The 15874-nt window shown below is 56.3% G+C and carries 15 protein-coding genes; 1 reads left to right on the plus strand and 14 read right to left on the minus strand.

Translation table 11 applies throughout. The annotated features are described in order from the left end of the window. The 3 genes from AYW79_RS08860 to AYW79_RS08870 form a co-directional block, all read right to left on the minus strand. The coding region (locus AYW79_RS08860; RefSeq protein ID WP_067564671.1) for an acetyl-CoA C-acetyltransferase at window positions 1–1162 on the minus strand (1162 nt) is incomplete at its 3' end. Between the two features lie 93 nt (window positions 1163–1255). Next, on the minus strand, window positions 1256–2050 hold the full coding sequence (fdhD, locus tag AYW79_RS08865; protein ID WP_067564674.1) for a formate dehydrogenase accessory sulfurtransferase FdhD: 795 nt from the start codon (window positions 2048–2050) through the stop codon (window positions 1256–1258). A gap of 68 nt (window positions 2051–2118) precedes the next feature. Continuing rightward, window positions 2119–4092, minus strand: a complete 1974-nt coding sequence (locus AYW79_RS08870) for a (Fe-S)-binding protein (RefSeq protein ID WP_067564676.1) — start codon at window positions 4090–4092, stop codon at window positions 2119–2121. A 289-nt stretch (window positions 4093–4381) separates the two neighbouring features. Here AYW79_RS08870 and AYW79_RS08875 point away from each other — a divergent pair, with 289 nt between their 5' ends. Continuing rightward, window positions 4382–5380: a Fic family protein gene (locus tag AYW79_RS08875; protein WP_231884537.1), complete on the plus strand. Its 999-nt coding sequence runs from the start codon at window positions 4382–4384 to the stop codon at window positions 5378–5380. A 709-nt stretch (window positions 5381–6089) separates the two neighbouring features. Here the strand turns inward: AYW79_RS08875 and AYW79_RS08885 are convergent. The 11 genes from AYW79_RS08885 to AYW79_RS08930 all read right to left on the minus strand — a co-directional run bounded on the left by AYW79_RS08885 (window position 6090) and on the right by AYW79_RS08930 (window position 15861). Continuing rightward, the gene (locus tag AYW79_RS08885; RefSeq protein ID WP_067564681.1) at window positions 6090–6353 is read right to left on the minus strand and encodes an AbrB/MazE/SpoVT family DNA-binding domain-containing protein; all 264 of its coding nucleotides are present in this window, start codon (window positions 6351–6353) and stop codon (window positions 6090–6092) included. A 230-nt stretch (window positions 6354–6583) separates the two neighbouring features. Further along, entirely contained in the window at window positions 6584–6796 is a 213-nt protein-coding gene (locus AYW79_RS08890) for a glutaredoxin family protein (protein WP_067564684.1), read from the minus strand. A gap of 61 nt (window positions 6797–6857) precedes the next feature. Continuing rightward, window positions 6858–7601, minus strand: a complete 744-nt coding sequence (gene kamE, locus AYW79_RS08895; protein ID WP_067564686.1) for a lysine 5,6-aminomutase subunit beta — start codon at window positions 7599–7601, stop codon at window positions 6858–6860. After that, window positions 7598–9211, minus strand: a complete 1614-nt coding sequence (gene kamD, locus AYW79_RS08900) for a lysine 5,6-aminomutase subunit alpha (RefSeq protein ID WP_231877782.1) — start codon at window positions 9209–9211, stop codon at window positions 7598–7600. Before kamD ends, kamE begins: the two co-directional genes overlap by 4 nt. Next, on the minus strand, window positions 9171–10793 hold the full coding sequence (locus AYW79_RS08905; protein WP_067564691.1) for a MutS-related protein: 1623 nt from the start codon (window positions 10791–10793) through the stop codon (window positions 9171–9173). Before AYW79_RS08905 ends, kamD begins: the two co-directional genes overlap by 41 nt. Continuing rightward, window positions 10774–11904, minus strand: coding sequence for a lysine 5,6-aminomutase reactivase subunit KamB (kamB, locus tag AYW79_RS08910; RefSeq protein WP_067564693.1), 1131 nt, complete (start codon window positions 11902–11904; stop codon window positions 10774–10776). The genes AYW79_RS08905 and kamB overlap by 20 nt, the downstream gene beginning before the upstream one ends. A gap of 19 nt (window positions 11905–11923) precedes the next feature. Beyond that, the gene (kamA, locus tag AYW79_RS08915) at window positions 11924–13276 is read right to left on the minus strand and encodes a lysine 2,3-aminomutase (RefSeq protein WP_079290138.1); all 1353 of its coding nucleotides are present in this window, start codon (window positions 13274–13276) and stop codon (window positions 11924–11926) included. Beyond that, entirely contained in the window at window positions 13273–14331 is a 1059-nt protein-coding gene (gene kdd / locus AYW79_RS08920) for an L-erythro-3,5-diaminohexanoate dehydrogenase (protein WP_231884536.1), read from the minus strand. Before kdd ends, kamA begins: the two co-directional genes overlap by 4 nt. A gap of 149 nt (window positions 14332–14480) precedes the next feature. Then, on the minus strand, window positions 14481–14648 hold the full coding sequence (locus AYW79_RS15555) for a hypothetical protein (protein WP_156481794.1): 168 nt from the start codon (window positions 14646–14648) through the stop codon (window positions 14481–14483). A 122-nt stretch (window positions 14649–14770) separates the two neighbouring features. Further along, on the minus strand, window positions 14771–15307 hold the full coding sequence (locus tag AYW79_RS08925; RefSeq protein WP_067564697.1) for a MarR family winged helix-turn-helix transcriptional regulator: 537 nt from the start codon (window positions 15305–15307) through the stop codon (window positions 14771–14773). Next, window positions 15307–15861 carry a mismatch-specific DNA-glycosylase gene (locus tag AYW79_RS08930; RefSeq protein ID WP_067564699.1) on the minus strand — a complete coding sequence of 185 codons (555 nt, stop codon included), beginning with the start codon at window positions 15859–15861 and terminating at the stop codon, window positions 15307–15309. Before AYW79_RS08930 ends, AYW79_RS08925 begins: the two co-directional genes overlap by 1 nt. Between the last annotated feature and the right edge of the window lie 13 nt (window positions 15862–15874).

Consider the following 15874-nt stretch of genomic DNA (forward strand, 5'->3'; position numbering starts at 1 on the left):
CGAGGACTGCATCACCTTGCGCCGCGCCACTGCAGATCGCAGCCACGCCGAGTCCGCCACCGCGTCGCCGAAGTTCATAGAGAAGCGTGAGCAAGATGCGCGCGCCACTCGCACCAATCGGATGTCCGAGCGCGACTGCACCGCCGTTTACGTTCACGCGCTCCAAATCCCACGGCACATGGTGACGGCTCACCAAAGGAACCGCCGCGAATGCTTCATTGATCTCAAAGAGCGCGATGTCATCCAGTGACCGCCCTGTCTTTTCAAGCAATTTTGCCACAGCTACCCCAGGCGCCGACGCGATGTACTTCGCTTCGAGCGCAACTTCCGCGTGTCCGCGAAGTGTCCCAAGGATCTCCCTTCCTTCGCGGCGCGCCCGCGCCTCACTCATCAAAAGCAGAGCTGCAGCCCCGTCATTGACCCCTGGCGCATTCCCCGCCGTTACGGTGCCATTCAGATCGCCCACTGGGCGCAGTGCGGCCAGTCTCTCAAGCGATGTGTCGCGACGCGGCGCCTCATCCATGTCCACCTTCACTGTACCCGCTTTCACAGAAACGGACACAGGAGTAATCTCCTCAGCAAATTTCCCTTGGTCCATCGCCTCGACCGCGCGCGCGTGAGAGCGATAGGCCCACGCGTCTTGCGCTTCACGCGAAACATGATATTCTTCCGCCACCGTTGATCCGTGCACCACCATCGGAACATGGTCAAACGCGCAGGTCAGTCCGTCATGCTGCATCAGGTCAACAAACGATGCGTCCCCCATCTTCAAACCAAACCGCGCGCCCCGCACAAAATACGGGGCGTTTGACATGCTCTCCATACCGCCCGCAAGCGCCACATCAAGATCGCCCGCACGCACCATCTGATCCACGAGCGTGATCGACCGCAGCCCTGATGCGCAGACCTTGTTGATCGTTTCTGTGCGCACCGCCCACGGCATCCCTGCCAAACGTAACGCCTGGCGCGAAGGAATCTGTCCGGCGCCCCCTTGCAGCACCATCCCCATCACGACTTCCTCTACTTCTTCCGGCGCAACGCCGCCGCGCAAAAGAGCCTCGCGCAACGCAACAGCCCCCAACTCGACGGCAGTAACGCCCGCGAGCGCACCGCCAAGTTTGCCAAACGGCGTTCGTGCCCCTGAGACAATCACGGTGTTCATTCAGGCCGAGCCTCCTAAGCACTGACTGAGCGTTCAGTCTTTTTGTTCAGCGTATCACAATTTACTGAGTGAGAGAAGAACCTTTGACAAGGGTCACAAAAGCTGTACGCGCTCCGGGTGCGTGTATACGGAAAAAGCGCCCCTGCGCACAAATCCGACGGTCGTCAACTGCAAATCGTCCGCGATCTGCAGCGCAAGCGCCGTTGGCGCCGATTTGGAGAGCACGATGCCGATCCCCATTTTGGCGACTTTCAAGAGCACCTCCGACGAGATACGCCCACTAAACGCGATCACCAGTTTGTCACTCGTCCATTTCTCGCGAATCTGATACCCGTAAAGCTTGTCGAGCGCGTTGTGACGCCCGATGTCAAAGCGGGACAACAGCACCTGATCCACCGTGCACAGAGACGCGTTGTGCACGCCTCCTGTTGTGCGAAAAAGATCCGATGCGCGTTGCATCCGCTCGATCAGCGACACAATCTGCCTGGGTGCGATCACCGGAGCCACTTCGACTGGTTTGGCGAGCGCTGCATCCTGATAAAAATAGAACGACTGTCGCCCCTTGCCACAACACGAGGCGATGTACCGCTTCCCAAACATCTGCGGGTCGATCGTGACAGGCGTCACGAGCCGGACATACGCCACACCGTCTTCTTCTGACAGCGTGAGACTGCGAATCTCCTCATACGACGTCAACACACCTTCTGACGCGAGAAATCCAATCACTAGATCCTCCAGATCCGACGGCGTGCAGACGAGCGTGACAAACTCCTGTCCATCGACAAACACCGTGAGCGCATACTCCGTCACAACTTCGACTTCGCGCTGTTCTGTGACCCCGTTTTCATAGCGAAGGATTCGACGTTTCACAATCTGCGGCAAATCCACGACAGCACTCCTTTCGACGTGAGGACAAGGCAAGTCACCTCGCCTGGTCTTCATGCGCGATACACGGTTCAAATCGCCATGAATAGCAGTTCCGCGATATCATTTGTATCGATTTCCTCTTCGACACCCTTTGCCTTTGTTCCATCGATCATCATCGTCATACAATACGGGCACGCCGTGGCAATGGTGGTGGCGCCAGTCGCAAGCGCCTGTTCGGTGCGCTCCACGTTGATGCGCTTTTCGCCCGTCTCTTCTTTAAACATCGAGCCGCCACCCGCGCCGCAACACATGCTCTTATTGCGACTGCGCTCCATTTCGAGCACGGTGAGGCCAGGAATGTGTTCAAGAATATAGCGCGGCGCGTCATACTCTCCATTATACCGCCCGAGGTAGCACGGGTCGTGATACGTAACCGTCTTTTCCACGCGCTGCTTCGGAATGATGCGTCCCTCTTTGAGCAATTCCGCCAAAAACTGTGTGTGATGCAGCACCTCAATGTCCAGTCCGAAATCCTTGTATTCCTTGGAAAACTGATTGAACGCGTGCGGATCCGTGGTGATGATTTTTTTTACGCCGTACGCTTTAAAGAGTTCCACATTGCGCTCGACCAACTCCTGATAGAGAAACTCATTGCCGAGACGGCGCGCTGAATCTCCATCGCTCTCTTCCTCTTTTCCGAGGATGGCAAAGTCGACATTCGCCTTTTGCAAAAGTTTCACAAAGGACTGCGCGATCTTTTGATTGCGCGGATCAAAGGACACAGCCGTTCCAACATAGTATAGGTAGTCCACGGCGCCTTCCACATCTTCCATCGCGCGAATGCCAAGACCCTCCGCCCACTCCGCGCGCGCGGAACGCGGACGCCCCCACTCGTTGGAGTGACGCTCAAGGTTTGTGAACGTGCGGTTGACTTCTCCCGGCGCGTTGCCCTTGGTCAAGACAAGGTCGCGACGAAGATCGACGATCAGACTGACATGCTCATTAAAGACCGGGCACGCCTCCTCACACGCGCGACATGTCGTGCACGCCCAAATCTCATCTTCGGTGTACACTTCGCCCACCAGATCAGGAAGGCTCGCCGTGTAATCCTCGCCGCCTGCGGCCATCTTCAAAAGAGACGGGCCCTGATCGACAAGATGATCCTTCATTTTCAGGATCAGGTACTTAGGCGAGAGATCCTTCCCCGTGAGCGTGGCGGGGCAGGATACATGACAGCGCCCGCACTCCGTACAGGCGTACCCGTCGAGAAGTTGCTTCCAACTCAACTGTGTGACTTTGGCGACACCAAACTCTTCCACCGTCTCATCCGACAAGTCAAGCGTTTTCAGCTTGCCGACAGGCCCAAGGTTGCGATAGTACGTGTTGAAAACGGCGCCAATCATATGCAAGTGTTTTGAGCGTGGTATAAAAACGAGAAAACCAAAGATGGATAGCGTATGGATCCAGAAAAAAACCTGCGCAAGATTTCCCGCAACGGCTGGCGACATGCCAGAAAACCAATACGCGACCAACGTTGACATCGGCGCGGCTGGCACGCTGCTTGCGCCACTCGCGACTGCGTCGAGCCCCGTCGTCAAGAAGAGTGTCGCCACGATGATAAAGATGAGTCCGAGAATAAAGCCCGCCTCAAACGTAGGTTCAATCCGCATCGGTCGCCACACGTAGCGGCGAATCAGCGCAACGATCACAGCCACCATGACAAACGCCGCAAACAACTCCTGGGTATGCGTGAACCACCCCTGCGTAAACCCTGGAATGTGCCTGCCAAACAGGTCAAAGCCAAAAAAGTCGAGTTCGCCAAACCCGAGGATGATGAATCCCCAGAAGATGAAAAAGTGTCCAATCCCTGACGGTTCAGCCAATACCTTACCCTGTCCCAGCACGTATTTAAAAAAGCCTCTCATACGCTCTTCGCTGTGGTCTGAGCGATGCTCAGCCTGTCCGAGCCGCAAAAAGCGATAGCGTTGGTAGATACCCGAGAAAAAACCGATAAGTGCCGCAATCAACAAGACAGTAAACGCAATGATACGCAGCGGTTGCATGTTTCTTTCCTCCCTCACCAGACAGAAACCCTTCTTGATCTTATTAAACCACGATCAGCGAAGAGAACGCGAGGTGTCGTATTTTCCACTCCTCTCAATAATGAGTGAATGGCCATTCATAGTCAACTGAAAGATGTAGATCTCGCTTCTTTTCGCTTGATACGCGCTTTTGTTATCCGTTTAAGGTTATCATTTACGAATCAGAATATCTTTATATTTAACGAGATTGGTGAACCGTTTGTCCTCCTTTACACCGCTTTATTTGGATCATCTCGTGATGAAATCCGAGGTGATCCTCTTGGCTACTAAGATCAGCGAATTTAAGGGAAAACAAGGCTTATTTCAACGCCAGGTTCCTCAGGTACTTGAAACGTTGCAGCAGAATGCGTTCATTCAAAGCACGGAGTCGTCCAATCGAATCGAAGGAATCTACGTTTCTTCCAAACGATTGGAGTCAATTGTTTGGAATGCAGCAAATCCCGAGAATCGCCCCGAAGGTGAGATTGCTGGATATCGCGACGTTTTGAATACCATTCATACACATGCTGAACTCATTCCGCTCGCACCGAGCGTGATTCAGCAATTGCATCGCGATTTAATGAAGTACAGTGGAACGGGGGGCCGCTGGAAACTGATTGATAATTTTATTGAAGAGAAACTTTCAACCGGTGAGACGCGAATTCGCTTCAAGCCAACCCCCGCGTGGCGTACGGATGAAGCGATGCGGGAACTTTGTGACGCGTTCAAAAGAGCCAGAGATCGCGGCGATTTACCGGATTACGTCTTGATTGGACTGTTTATCTTAGATTTTTTTTGTATCCATCCCTTTTCCGACGGCAATGGGAGAATGGCTCGTCTTTTAACTTTGTTGCTGTTGTATCAGAGCGGCTACGCTGTTGGAAAATACATCAGCCTGGAAAATGTCATTGAGGATACAAAAATACAGTATTACAATACCCTTGAAATCTCCTCTCAAAATTGGCATGACAGTGCTCATGATTGCAATCCTTGGATCAATTACTTCCTCACCATGCTCCTAGAAGCGTATCATCGATTTGATAGTCGTGTAGGGACACTGGAGAGCTCCCAGAAGAGGGGGTGGAAAAAGGAGCGTATCCTCAACATCGTCGATGGTTTTATCGCCGATTTTACGATCGCTGACGTTGAGGAGTTATGTCCGGGGATAAGCCGGCCTACCATAACGAAAACCCTGAATGAGTTGGGCCGAAAAGGCACCATCATGTGTATCGAGCACGGTCGCCACGCAAGGTGGGTGAAAAAGTTGTAGAACTTGGAATGGTGAAGGAACATGATAAATACAGACATTCCGTTAAGATGGAAACCCATGCGAAAGGTGTGATTATCCATCCAATCCCACATCAACGGCCGCGTTTATTCGTATCTTCGCACACCGTACGGGATCTTGCTTGGTTTGTTCCTTGCCATCTCTTTTGGCATAGGCCTCATCACGATGATTCATACGCAATCATTGAACACAACACTTCCATCAAATTGGCTATTATACGATCTTCCTTGGCTTGTGACCTCCCTATTCGGGTGGGTTCCCGTCGCGCAAAGCTTACACTACCGACGGACGGACGTGAAACTCACATTCGATGCGAACGACACCTCATGCTTGGTGGATAGCGGCCCATTTCAAGACTGGTGGCGGATTCACAAAAATTCTCCCCGTTCGATGAAAAAATGGAGAGTGCTTTGGCTGCTGTTGATTCTCATGATCAGCGGGTTTTCTGTCATCGATACATTAAACCTGTACCACGCGGTCATTTCTCCAGCCAATCGCTTGAGCGAGGTGTCAAAAATTACTGCCGTTCAAGGTTTATGCGATGCCTTTTTGTTGCTCGGACTCGTGGTATCTCTATGCTCGTTTTGGAACTATCCTTATCTTATTGCCCTGCGCCAAAATGGTCGGTGGCTGACCATCCAATGTAAGGATGTTAAAAATTTTCCAATCTAAAAATGTCCGGATTGTTCATTTACCCAATTTCATCCAAGGAATCGAGTGGATGGACGCGTCCTTTTTGAAGATCTTCGTCCGCTCGTCGCTCGCGTTCTTGCCATTCCTCTGTCCAGTAGTACGCCTGATCAGGATCCAAAAGCATCATCTTCTTCGGTCGAAGTAAGATACCTTCCTGGCTGTCAATCACATCCACATAATCGCCTTCTTCAAGATGGAGTTTTTCACGAATGATTTTTGGGATGGTGATTTGCCCATTTCGAGTGATTTTGCTGAGCGTCATGATTTTCATCTCCTGACTCATGCATTTTAGTAATTACTATAATGTATGCGCGGTCAAGGATCAATGTGCAGCGATCTGATCTAAAGGGAATTTTGACTAAGCGATGAGACTGGGTCAGATCCACGCCTATTTTCACAAAAATCCGATTACAGAACTCACCATTTTCGAGAATAGCGGATATTTTCCTCACGCGGAGGAAGCCGAAATATTTTCTACAGAAATTTATCTTTTTATCGGTTGCTTTCCATCTGCGCCGCGATCGCGGCCAGCAACTTCATCCGATCAAAACCCTGAATCCACGTCTCGCCGATGCGAAACACCGGCAACGTTTCCATCTTCTGATCCCGCAACAGCGCGATGTGTTCAGGCTCTTGGTAAATATCGATCACGTCAAACGGGAGATGCAACGATCCGAGCCAAACCTTGGCTGCCTGACAACGCACTCAGGTCGCCTGGCTGTACATCTCGATGCGCATAAAAAAACCTCCTCGCGAGTCACTCTCACTATTGTAACCCGCGACGGATCATCTCGTGAACAATAAACGAAGAAACCTCAGGCGCCAGCGTCCCCGACCCAAAGCCCGCGTCATAACCGAGCTCAAGCGCAAGCTCATGGCCAATGCGCGGCCCCCCACAAATCACAATCAGCTTTGAGCGCAAGCCTTCCGCTTCCAGCATGTCGACGAGTTCACCGAGGTTTGAGATGTGCACATCCTTTTGCGTCACCACCTGCGAAACCAGGATCGCATCCGCGTTTAGCTCGCGCGCCTTGCGCACCAACACTTCATTCTCCACCTGGCTCCCCAGGTTGTACGCGTCAATCTCCGGATACCGCTCAAGCCCATACTCTCCCGCGTATCCCTTCATATTCATGATCGCATCAATCCCGACCGTGTGCGCATCCGTCCCCGTGCACGCGCCGATCACCACGATCTTGCGCTTGATCTTCTCGCGGATGAGCGCGTTGACCTCGACGAACGAGAGCACGGGGCTCTCCACTTTCGGCACGCGAATCGACGTGTAATCCACCTCGGTCACGACCTTGCCATACAGCACAAAAAAGCTCATCTGCTCTCCCAAGTCCGCCATGTGCACAACCTGCGGTTCAAGCAGCCCCATGCCCGACGCCACCTGCCGGGCGCACTCGCGCGCCTCTTCGCCAAAAGGTACCGGGAGCGAAAAGCTCACCTGCACAACACCGTCATGGAGCGTATCGCCATAAGGCTTGACGCGCGTCAAATCATTCACGCGTTGACCCCCTCACTTTCCCGCGCAACATGGCCGGCGTCTGTCTCATCGAGCTTTAGCGCAGCGCGCAGCGCGTCTTCCAGCGGATTGAAGTAATCCTGCTCGCGCAGCACCACGCCGCGCAGCCCTTTGCCACTCTCAAGCGTTCGCTTCACATCCGCAAACTCGCCTTCTGCAATGGCCTGAAACAAACCCTTCGACCGCACATCGCGTAAAAGATCAAGCGCCTCATCCAGCACCTGGCGCGCGCGCGCCACCATCTTTCCCTCCGGGTGGAACATCAGCTCATCGCCCAAATGGCGCGCATTGTTGAAAATATAGCGCGCCGCTTCGAGCGCAAGCTGCCGATCGTGAATCAGCGGGGTATGGATCGCCTCGGTCATCATGCCAAGCAGTTGGATGCCTTGCCCCGACGCCACGCCAACCAGGTTGAACAACGCGTCTTGCACGTGGCCGCGAAAAATGTTGCCCGTCATGTGCTTCGTCGGGGGCATATACTTGAGCGGCGCTTCCGGGAAGATTTCGCGCGCCATCAGCGCCTGCGCCCACTCGAGAAGAAGTCCGTCTTCTATCTCCGGGTCCATCTCAAACGCGTGCCCAAGCCCCAGTTGGCTTGACGGAAGTCCTGAGCGAAACGCCAGTTGCTCATTGATCAACTGTGACGCAAGCACGGTGTGTGCGGATTGCACCGCATCTGCCGTGGTGAGGTAGTTGTCCTCACCCGTGTTGATGATGATCCCGGCATACGCGTTGATCATACGGCTAAACGATTGGTCGACAAGCGTCCGCTGCATGTTGATGTCGCGAAAAAGGATGCCGTACAGCGCGTCATTGAGCATCACGTCAAGCCGCTCAAGCGCCCCCATCGCAGCGATTTCTGGCATGCAAAGCCCCGAGCAGTAGTTGCACAGGCGGATATAGCGGCCGAGCGATTCACCGATCTCGTCGAGCGCCGCGCGCATGATTTTAAAGTTCTCCTGCGTGGCGTACGTTCCGCCAAAGCCCTCCGTCGTCGCCCCATACGGCACGTAGTCAAGCAGCGACTGACCTGTGCTGCGGATGACCGCGATGATATCCGCCCCTTGGCTTGCCGCGGCGCGCGCCTGCACGACATCTTCATAGATATTACCTGTCGCGACAATCACGTAGAGAAGCGGTGACTGCCCGCCTGAGAGACGTGCGAGATACGCCTCGCGCTGTGTGCGTTGCGCCGCAATCCGCGCAAGCGCCTCGACTGCCAACTGCGCCCCGCGCGCGCGAATCTCCGCTTCTGGCAGCGTTTGAAACGAGAGAATGTCTGCATCGCCGCGCGCCACATCACTGCACAGCGCCGCCACATCGCCCCCTGTTTGCGCCAAGGCCTGTATGAAGTAGCGAGTAACCCCGCGCGCCAGCTTCCCCTGCTTTAGCACCTGATCGACCATCAGGTTCGCTACCGGGACGCCTTCCTCATCCACACCGTCGACACCGAGCAACCGCAAGACCGTGCGCTCCACGGCCACCGTCGAACGCTTGCGAATATAGCGCGTGACATCATCGGCGATGCGCGACGCCTCCGCGCGCGCTTCTTCAATCTTCCCTTCTGCAAGCAACATCTTCGCAGTCGGCACCCTGCATCCCCTCCACGTCTTCACTCTGCCCATCCCCGCGCATAAACCTCGACGCCTCTGCGACAAGCGCCGCGGGAAGCCCAAGCCAGGCGGCGACTGCGATCCCTTGTCGCAGCTCAGTCCCCGTCGCCTTTGTCAATCGGTAATCCATATGCGTCTTGAGATCTTCCGGCGTGTGACACATCGCAAGCGCCTCTTTGCTGATCCCGCGCACGGTGAGGTGCGTCGCACCCGGCAAACGCCGCGAAAAGTGCGTCACTGCAAAAGTGACGCCGCTGCGCGCCGTCTGACGCTTTTGCAAGATCGCGAAAAGCAGCGCCTCGCCCTCCTGCGGATTCGTCGCGCGCCCCACTTCATCCAGGCACAAAAAGACCTCTTCCTCCGCGAGCGCTTCCTTGATCGCGAGCACCTCCGCCGCAAACGTGGAGATGCCCGCGTCCAGCGCCTGCTGGTCGCCGCCGATATAGCGCAGCGCCTTGTAGAGCGGCGCGCGATACGCCGAGGCATACACAGGCGCGCCCCACTGGTGCAGCAGTTGCGCGCTGAGCAGCGTGCGAAGCGCAGCGCTCTTTCCACCCATGTTCATCCCGGTCAGCAGCGTGACACGCGTTTTGAGCGCGATATCCACAGGTTGAAACGCAGCATAAAAAGGGGGGCGTCCGGCATACAGCTCCGGCGCGTCACCAAGCTCTGACCACACAAACCCGGCGCGCTGCCTTGCCGCGACACGTCCGAAAAGATCATCCAGCCGCCCGATCTGCACCATCAGCGCGTCCAGCGTCTGCGAATCTTTCGCAAGAGTCGCTGAGACGCGCGCGAGCACCTCTGCGCGCAACCGTCGAACGACCCCTTCGCACGCGTCGCGTTGCGCCGTTGCGCGCGTCAGCGCGGCATCTTCCACCACATCGTACACCCGCTCTTCGCGCGTCGTAAGGCGCAGTCGCAGACGCGGATCACGCAGCATCTCTGCTTCGCGCGCGTCATAAAGCGGCGCGATCAGCGTGCCGTCGCGGCGCATGGCGCGACCGTACGCTTCGTGAAGCGCGCGACTCACGTTTCGCTTCCCTTGATCAAGCGCCAGGCGCGCGCGCGCGGATGCATCCGACGCCGCACGGAGCGTAGCGTCCAGCGCATCAAGACAAAAGGCAGGCTCCCCGCCGACAAGCTGAATGAAAGGTGGCGCCGCCGCACTGTCCCACCAAGAAAAGCGCAGTGACGCCTGTGCCAACGCGGCGTCAAGAGCGATTGCCAAATGGATTGCGCGATGGAGCGTCGCGAGTTGCGCCTCCGAGAGTGTGCGTCCTTGCGCAACAGCGGCGCACGCCGCTTCCGTATCGGGAAACAGATCGAGCAACTCTGCCAGACGCTCGTAAAGCGACGCGCGTTCAGGCGACGAGTAGGAAAACGCTGCATCAAGCGCCCGCGCGTCTGCCTGATCGCACCGCCACGCTTCCTCATCCCCCAGGGAAAACGGCCCACGCGCGCTGCGATACGTAGCGCCGCACGCCGTTCGCGTCGGAAACAGCGTCTGCAGCGTTCCCCACGCCACGTAGGCGTCCGTCTCAGCCGTCGTAAAGCGCACCCGCATCCACCTCCATCGCGTCGACCACAGGGACATTCACCTCTGCCTTGAGCGCGCGCATCAGCGCGCCGCGTTCAAGGCGTTGCCCGCCGCGCGGCGTCATCGGATTGACCGCGACACCAAGCAATGGAACAGACTTCAAGACGCGCAGTCGGTGTCCCCCACGCGCAAACTGCCGCATGGTCTCATCGCTGCAAAAAAGATGGGCGGCACTGCGCACAATCACCACCTGCGGACGCCTTTGCGCCGCGACGCGCGCAAGCCATGCGTCCGTTACGGCGCCGCCACAATAGAACACACTGTGCGCATCCGTTACACGCCCGTCTCGCGCAAAATCGTCTGTGAGCAGACTGCCTTCAGGCAGAAAAAGCGGATCTCCCCAGACCGTCTCACCGTCGCGGTCACACGGCAATGCGACAAGGCCATTTACAGATGCGAGTTCCGGCAGTTGCCGCGCGAGTTCCGGCTCTAGTTCGGATAGACGCAGGCGCAAAAGTGCGGATTTTGCGACCGCAACCGTCTCTTGGAGCGAGCCGCGCACGTTTCCCACCGCGAGAACGACACCATCGGCAAGCTCCGAATCGACCGCAGCCATCCGCGAAAGCGCTCCATCGATCAGCATGTAAGCCGCTCCTCGCGCAAAAAACTGCGTCTTGAGCGCTAGCAACTGCTCCTTTTGCCGGACGCCTGCCAAAACGACCGAACCGGGTGTGCGCGTCTGCCCGATCCACACCTCGCCTAAGGGCGAGGTGATCGACGTTGGCGCGTGCCAAGCCATGGCTGCCGACGAATCGGCATTCGCCGTGATCACCGTCGCAACCCATGTCCCCTGTCGGCAGACGATCTGCGGCTTTGGCGTACCCAAGATCACGTCAGCCCGCTCGCCATCCACGCCGATGCTCACCAGCGCAAGCGACGCGCGAGGTGCGCACTGGAGCAGCGCGCCAAGTAGTGTCGTCTTCCCGGCATGCTTGTTCGTGCCGACCACGGCCAGCGCGCGTACGCCTAATGCCTCAGCCCGCGCCCAGATCTCCGTGATCACGTCGCGCTTCGCGAATACGTCGCGTGCCACGAACACGTCGCGCCGGTTTGGCGTCGCGCGCGACCGCACCCATCACGCACTTCTCCCATTACGCATCGCCATCCCATGTCCCGCCACGCATCGCCTGATTTTGAGGCGCCTGCCGCCCTGCACCCTCACCTTGGTGCCCCGCCGCGCGGTGCAAGCCCTTCGGCTCAAGGCTCAGTGCCTGATTGTTAAGCAGCTTCGCGACGCCAATCGCCTCTTCTTCGTGGTTGTGCGTGCACGTCGGCGGACACCCTTGATCCTCGTAGACCGGCTCGTTGTAAACTGAGATGACCCCTTCAAAATTGCGCAAGATCACTTTGCTGTGCCCTTGCGAGATCAGGTATTGCGGCATGACCGGAATCTTGCCGCCGCCACCCGGCGCATCGACGACAAAGGTGGGAACAGCGTAGCCAGACGTGTGACCACGCAGTTGCTCCATGATTTCGAGCCCTTTGGAGACGGTCGTCCGGAAATGGCTGATGCCCTCTGACAGATCGCACTGATAGATGTAATAAGGACGGACGCGAATTTTGACAAGGTCGTGCATCAGTTTTTTCATGATGTGCGCGCAATCGTTCACGCCGCGCATCAGCACCGACTGATTGCCCAAGGGCACACCCGCGTCAGCGAGTCGCTCGCACGCAAGTTTTGCCTCCGGCGTGATCTCATCCGGGTGGTTGAAGTGCGTATTGATCCACACCGGGTGGTACTTGCGCAGGATGTTGCAGAGGTTCTCCGTGATGCGCTGCGGGAAGACGACAGGCGCGCGCGTTCCGATGCGAATGATCTCGACGTGCGGGATCGCGCGCAGGCTTGAGATGATGTATTCGAGGATCTTGTCATTGACGAGCAGCCCGTCGCCGCCAGAGAGCAGCACATCGCGAACGGCTGGCGTGCGGCGGATGTAGTCGATCGCCGCGTCGAGTTGCGGCTTTGGCACCGCGTGCCCGACAGCGCCTGAAAAGCGGCGGCGCGTGCAGTGACGGCAGTACATCGAGCACTGATTGGTGATTAAAAAGAGAACGCGATCCGGATAGCGGTGCGTCAAACCGGGCGCGGGAGCATCCTCGTCTTCTGCGAGCGGGTCCTCCATATCCCACGGCGAGCGAGACATCTCATGCGACAGTGGAACCGCTTGCAAACGAACGGGACAGTTCGGATCATCCGGGTGCATCAGCATCGCGTAATACGGCGTGATGCGCAGCGGAATAGTCTCCTTGACACGCGAGACGCCAATTTTTTCCTCAGGCGTCAGATTGACCACTTGCGCAAGATCCTCCATGGTATCAATCGTGTGCGTGAGTTGCCACTTCCAGTCGTTCCACTGCTCATCCGTGACGTCCTTGTAGAGCGGAATATCGCGAAAGTGTCGCTGTTTTTTTCCGTACAAAATCTCGTGTGGCGCAAGGCTCATTGTGGTGTTCCTCCCCCGGTTGGTTGTGCGAGTTTCGCTGCAAAGACAGCCTGCAATTTGGGTTCATTCCGCACGAGTTCAAACGCCAGCTCTGCGTGCCCCTCTGCGTATCCGTTGCCAATCAGCATGTCGACGTCTTTGCCAACACCCTCCGCCCCGAGCGCGGCCGCTGTGAAGGAGGTCGCCATGCTAAAGAAGTAAACCAGCCCGCGCGTGCGGGTCACCAGAATGGAAGCAAGTTCCGTGCCAGGTGCACTTACACAGTTGATGGTGACATCCGCAAGCACCCCGTCTGTCACATTCATCATCGCGTTCAGCGTTTGCACAGGGTCACGCGCGTCCGCCAATACCACATGGTCCGCACAACCGAGTTCGCGCAGCGCTTGCGCCGATTTTTCGGCAGTTTCAAACGCGATCAGCCGCCCCGCTTCGCCGATTTTTCGGCGCGCCTGAACGGCGGACAGCATCCCCGATTTGCCGCCTCCGCCGAAAATCGCCACCGTCTGCCCCGGTTGACAGATGCGCGCCACCTGCGCTGGCGCCCCGCACACATCACACACAGCGAGCGCGAGCGCTTCAGGTAAATCACTCGGCAGGCGCGCAAGCAGTCCGCTTGAAAAAAGAACGGCGGTGCCGCTACAGACGACTTGGCCTGTATCTAGATGAATCGAGTGAATCGCCTCTATGTGCAGCGGTGTGAGCGAGAGTGACACGAGGGTCGCAATGCGATCTCCTGGCGCAATGGCCGCTCTATTTTCATAGTTGACGCCGATTTCCCTTACCGTGCCAAGCAGCATGCCGCCGGACCCAGTCACTGGGTTGTGAAGCTTCCCGCGCTCACGGATGATAGACAGGATGCGCTCGGAAACGGCGTGCTCGTCACGTCCGACATCCGCGATGATTTGCTGAAACGACGCGGCATCTACATTGAGCGCCGACACGTCGATCAGCACTTCATCCTCGCTGCACACCGCTGTGGCGTCGAGCCGCCACGCGGGTTGCGGCATTGCACCGCGCGGTTCGAGCACACGCCTTATGCCGTATGGATCAGACACAAAAAATCCTCCTTGCGCCATCGTTTCGTCATCAACGATCTTGCAAGAAGGTAAGCAATTTTCATGCCAAATAATATCAAAAAGGAAACTCTCCCTTCGTCATTTGAAATGACGCTTGAGAAAGTTCCCTTTTCCGCAATTGGGCTGACTTAATACTCTTTCCGATTAATACCTCGAATCGCTCTCGCGATTTCAACGAGACTATCGGCCAATTCATCCTCAGCTCGCTCGAACTTACGATGCAAAAGAAAGCGTTTCGCTTCTTGCAGTTCCTTGATGGCTTCATTGATGTCTCGAACAGGATGGTGGTGTGTCATAAGATATCACCTCCTTACTATTCGTACATCATACGTCGCTCAGAGAAACTTGCGTATGCGAGTATCCTAGTCCATCATCACGTTGTTGCAAATTATAATCTGGCAACCACTATGGAGATAGGCTAGCGCAGCGCCTTTAACGCGTTTCGCACATCGCCGTAGAGGCGGTAGAAGTCGTCGCGACTGTGCGTCGGAAGCGCGCCAAGAAACGCTTGAACATTCGCTTGGCGGTGCGCGATGACTTCGCGAATCAACGCCTCTCCCCGCTCTGTCAGCGCAAACCACACGACGCGTCGATCATCGACATCCACGGTGCGCTCCAGCAACTGCTTCTCGACGAGTCCGTGCGTAAGCGTCGTGACGGGCCCCGACGTGATGCCCATCATCTCGCCGATCTGGCTCGCCGTTGCGCGCGACACCTGGCGAACCTTCCGCAAAAGGATTGTCTGCTTTGGCGTGATGCCGTGAATCTCTGGCTCTGAGCCGAGCAGTTGCAGTTCAAGGTCTTTCAAAAGATCATAGATCACAATGTCAAGATCCTGAATGCCGTTTGGCAAAATCCCTTTTCCGCACGGAGTCTGTTGCTCCGTTAAGAGCGAACCCCCATTTTGCGACTCCTCTTCTTGCCGACATGAGCATTCTGGTCGCTGTTCTTTCATCACGCGTCACCTCTCTCATCCCGCATCGGCCACGGATGTTTTACAACTTCCCATGCCAGCGCGCGATACGCTTCGACCTGCTCTTCCAATTTCATTCGCACCAAGCCGCTCGTTGCCGGCGCGACAAAATAGCGCGTTTCTTCATCGATTTGAGATTCCACTAGCTGAGACTCCACAAAGCCAAACGCCCGAATCGCCTTGCCAAAAAACGCTTGCGCAACCCCTTTTCCGACGAGACAGGCGATCTTTGGTCGATAGGTTTCAACCTTTGCGCGCAATAAGATTGCCCCTTCGCGATACTCTTCACGCGACAGTTCATCCGCCCTGCGCGTCGGGCGCGCGACAATATTCGTAAACCCATAGCCGTATTCCGGCAAGAGAAGGGGACTCTCCTGCGGCGTAAAGAGCCGCGTTGTGAGTCCCGAGTGATACAGTATGGTATAAAAGCGGTTGGATCGTCCAGCATAGTTAAAACCAGATTCGTGCGAGCGAAGAGAAGGGTTGAAACCGATGAAGAGAACGCGCAATCCTGACGCTAAACGCTCCGTTTTCATCCGATTTCGCCCC

The organism is Ferroacidibacillus organovorans (assembly GCF_001642725.1).
Taxonomy (GTDB): Bacteria; Bacillota; Bacilli; order Alicyclobacillales; family SLC66; genus Ferroacidibacillus; species Ferroacidibacillus organovorans.

Bases quoted from the DNA above. Each gene is read 5' to 3' on its own strand.
- AYW79_RS08870 (WP_067564676.1), bottom strand. From the start codon at position 4,092: ATGCAACCGCTGCGTATCATTGCGTTTACTGTCTTGTTGATTGCGGCA.
- AYW79_RS08885 (WP_067564681.1), bottom strand. From the start codon at position 6,353: ATGACGCTCAGCAAAATCACTCGAAATGGGCAAATCACCATCCCAAAA.
- kamA (WP_079290138.1), bottom strand. From the start codon at position 13,276: ATGAGCCTTGCGCCACACGAGATTTTGTACGGAAAAAAACAGCGACAC.
- AYW79_RS15555 (WP_156481794.1), bottom strand. From the start codon at position 14,648: ATGACACACCACCATCCTGTTCGAGACATCAATGAAGCCATCAAGGAA.
- AYW79_RS08925 (WP_067564697.1), bottom strand. From the start codon at position 15,307: ATGAAAGAACAGCGACCAGAATGCTCATGTCGGCAAGAAGAGGAGTCG.
- AYW79_RS08930 (WP_067564699.1), bottom strand. From the start codon at position 15,861: ATGAAAACGGAGCGTTTAGCGTCAGGATTGCGCGTTCTCTTCATCGGT.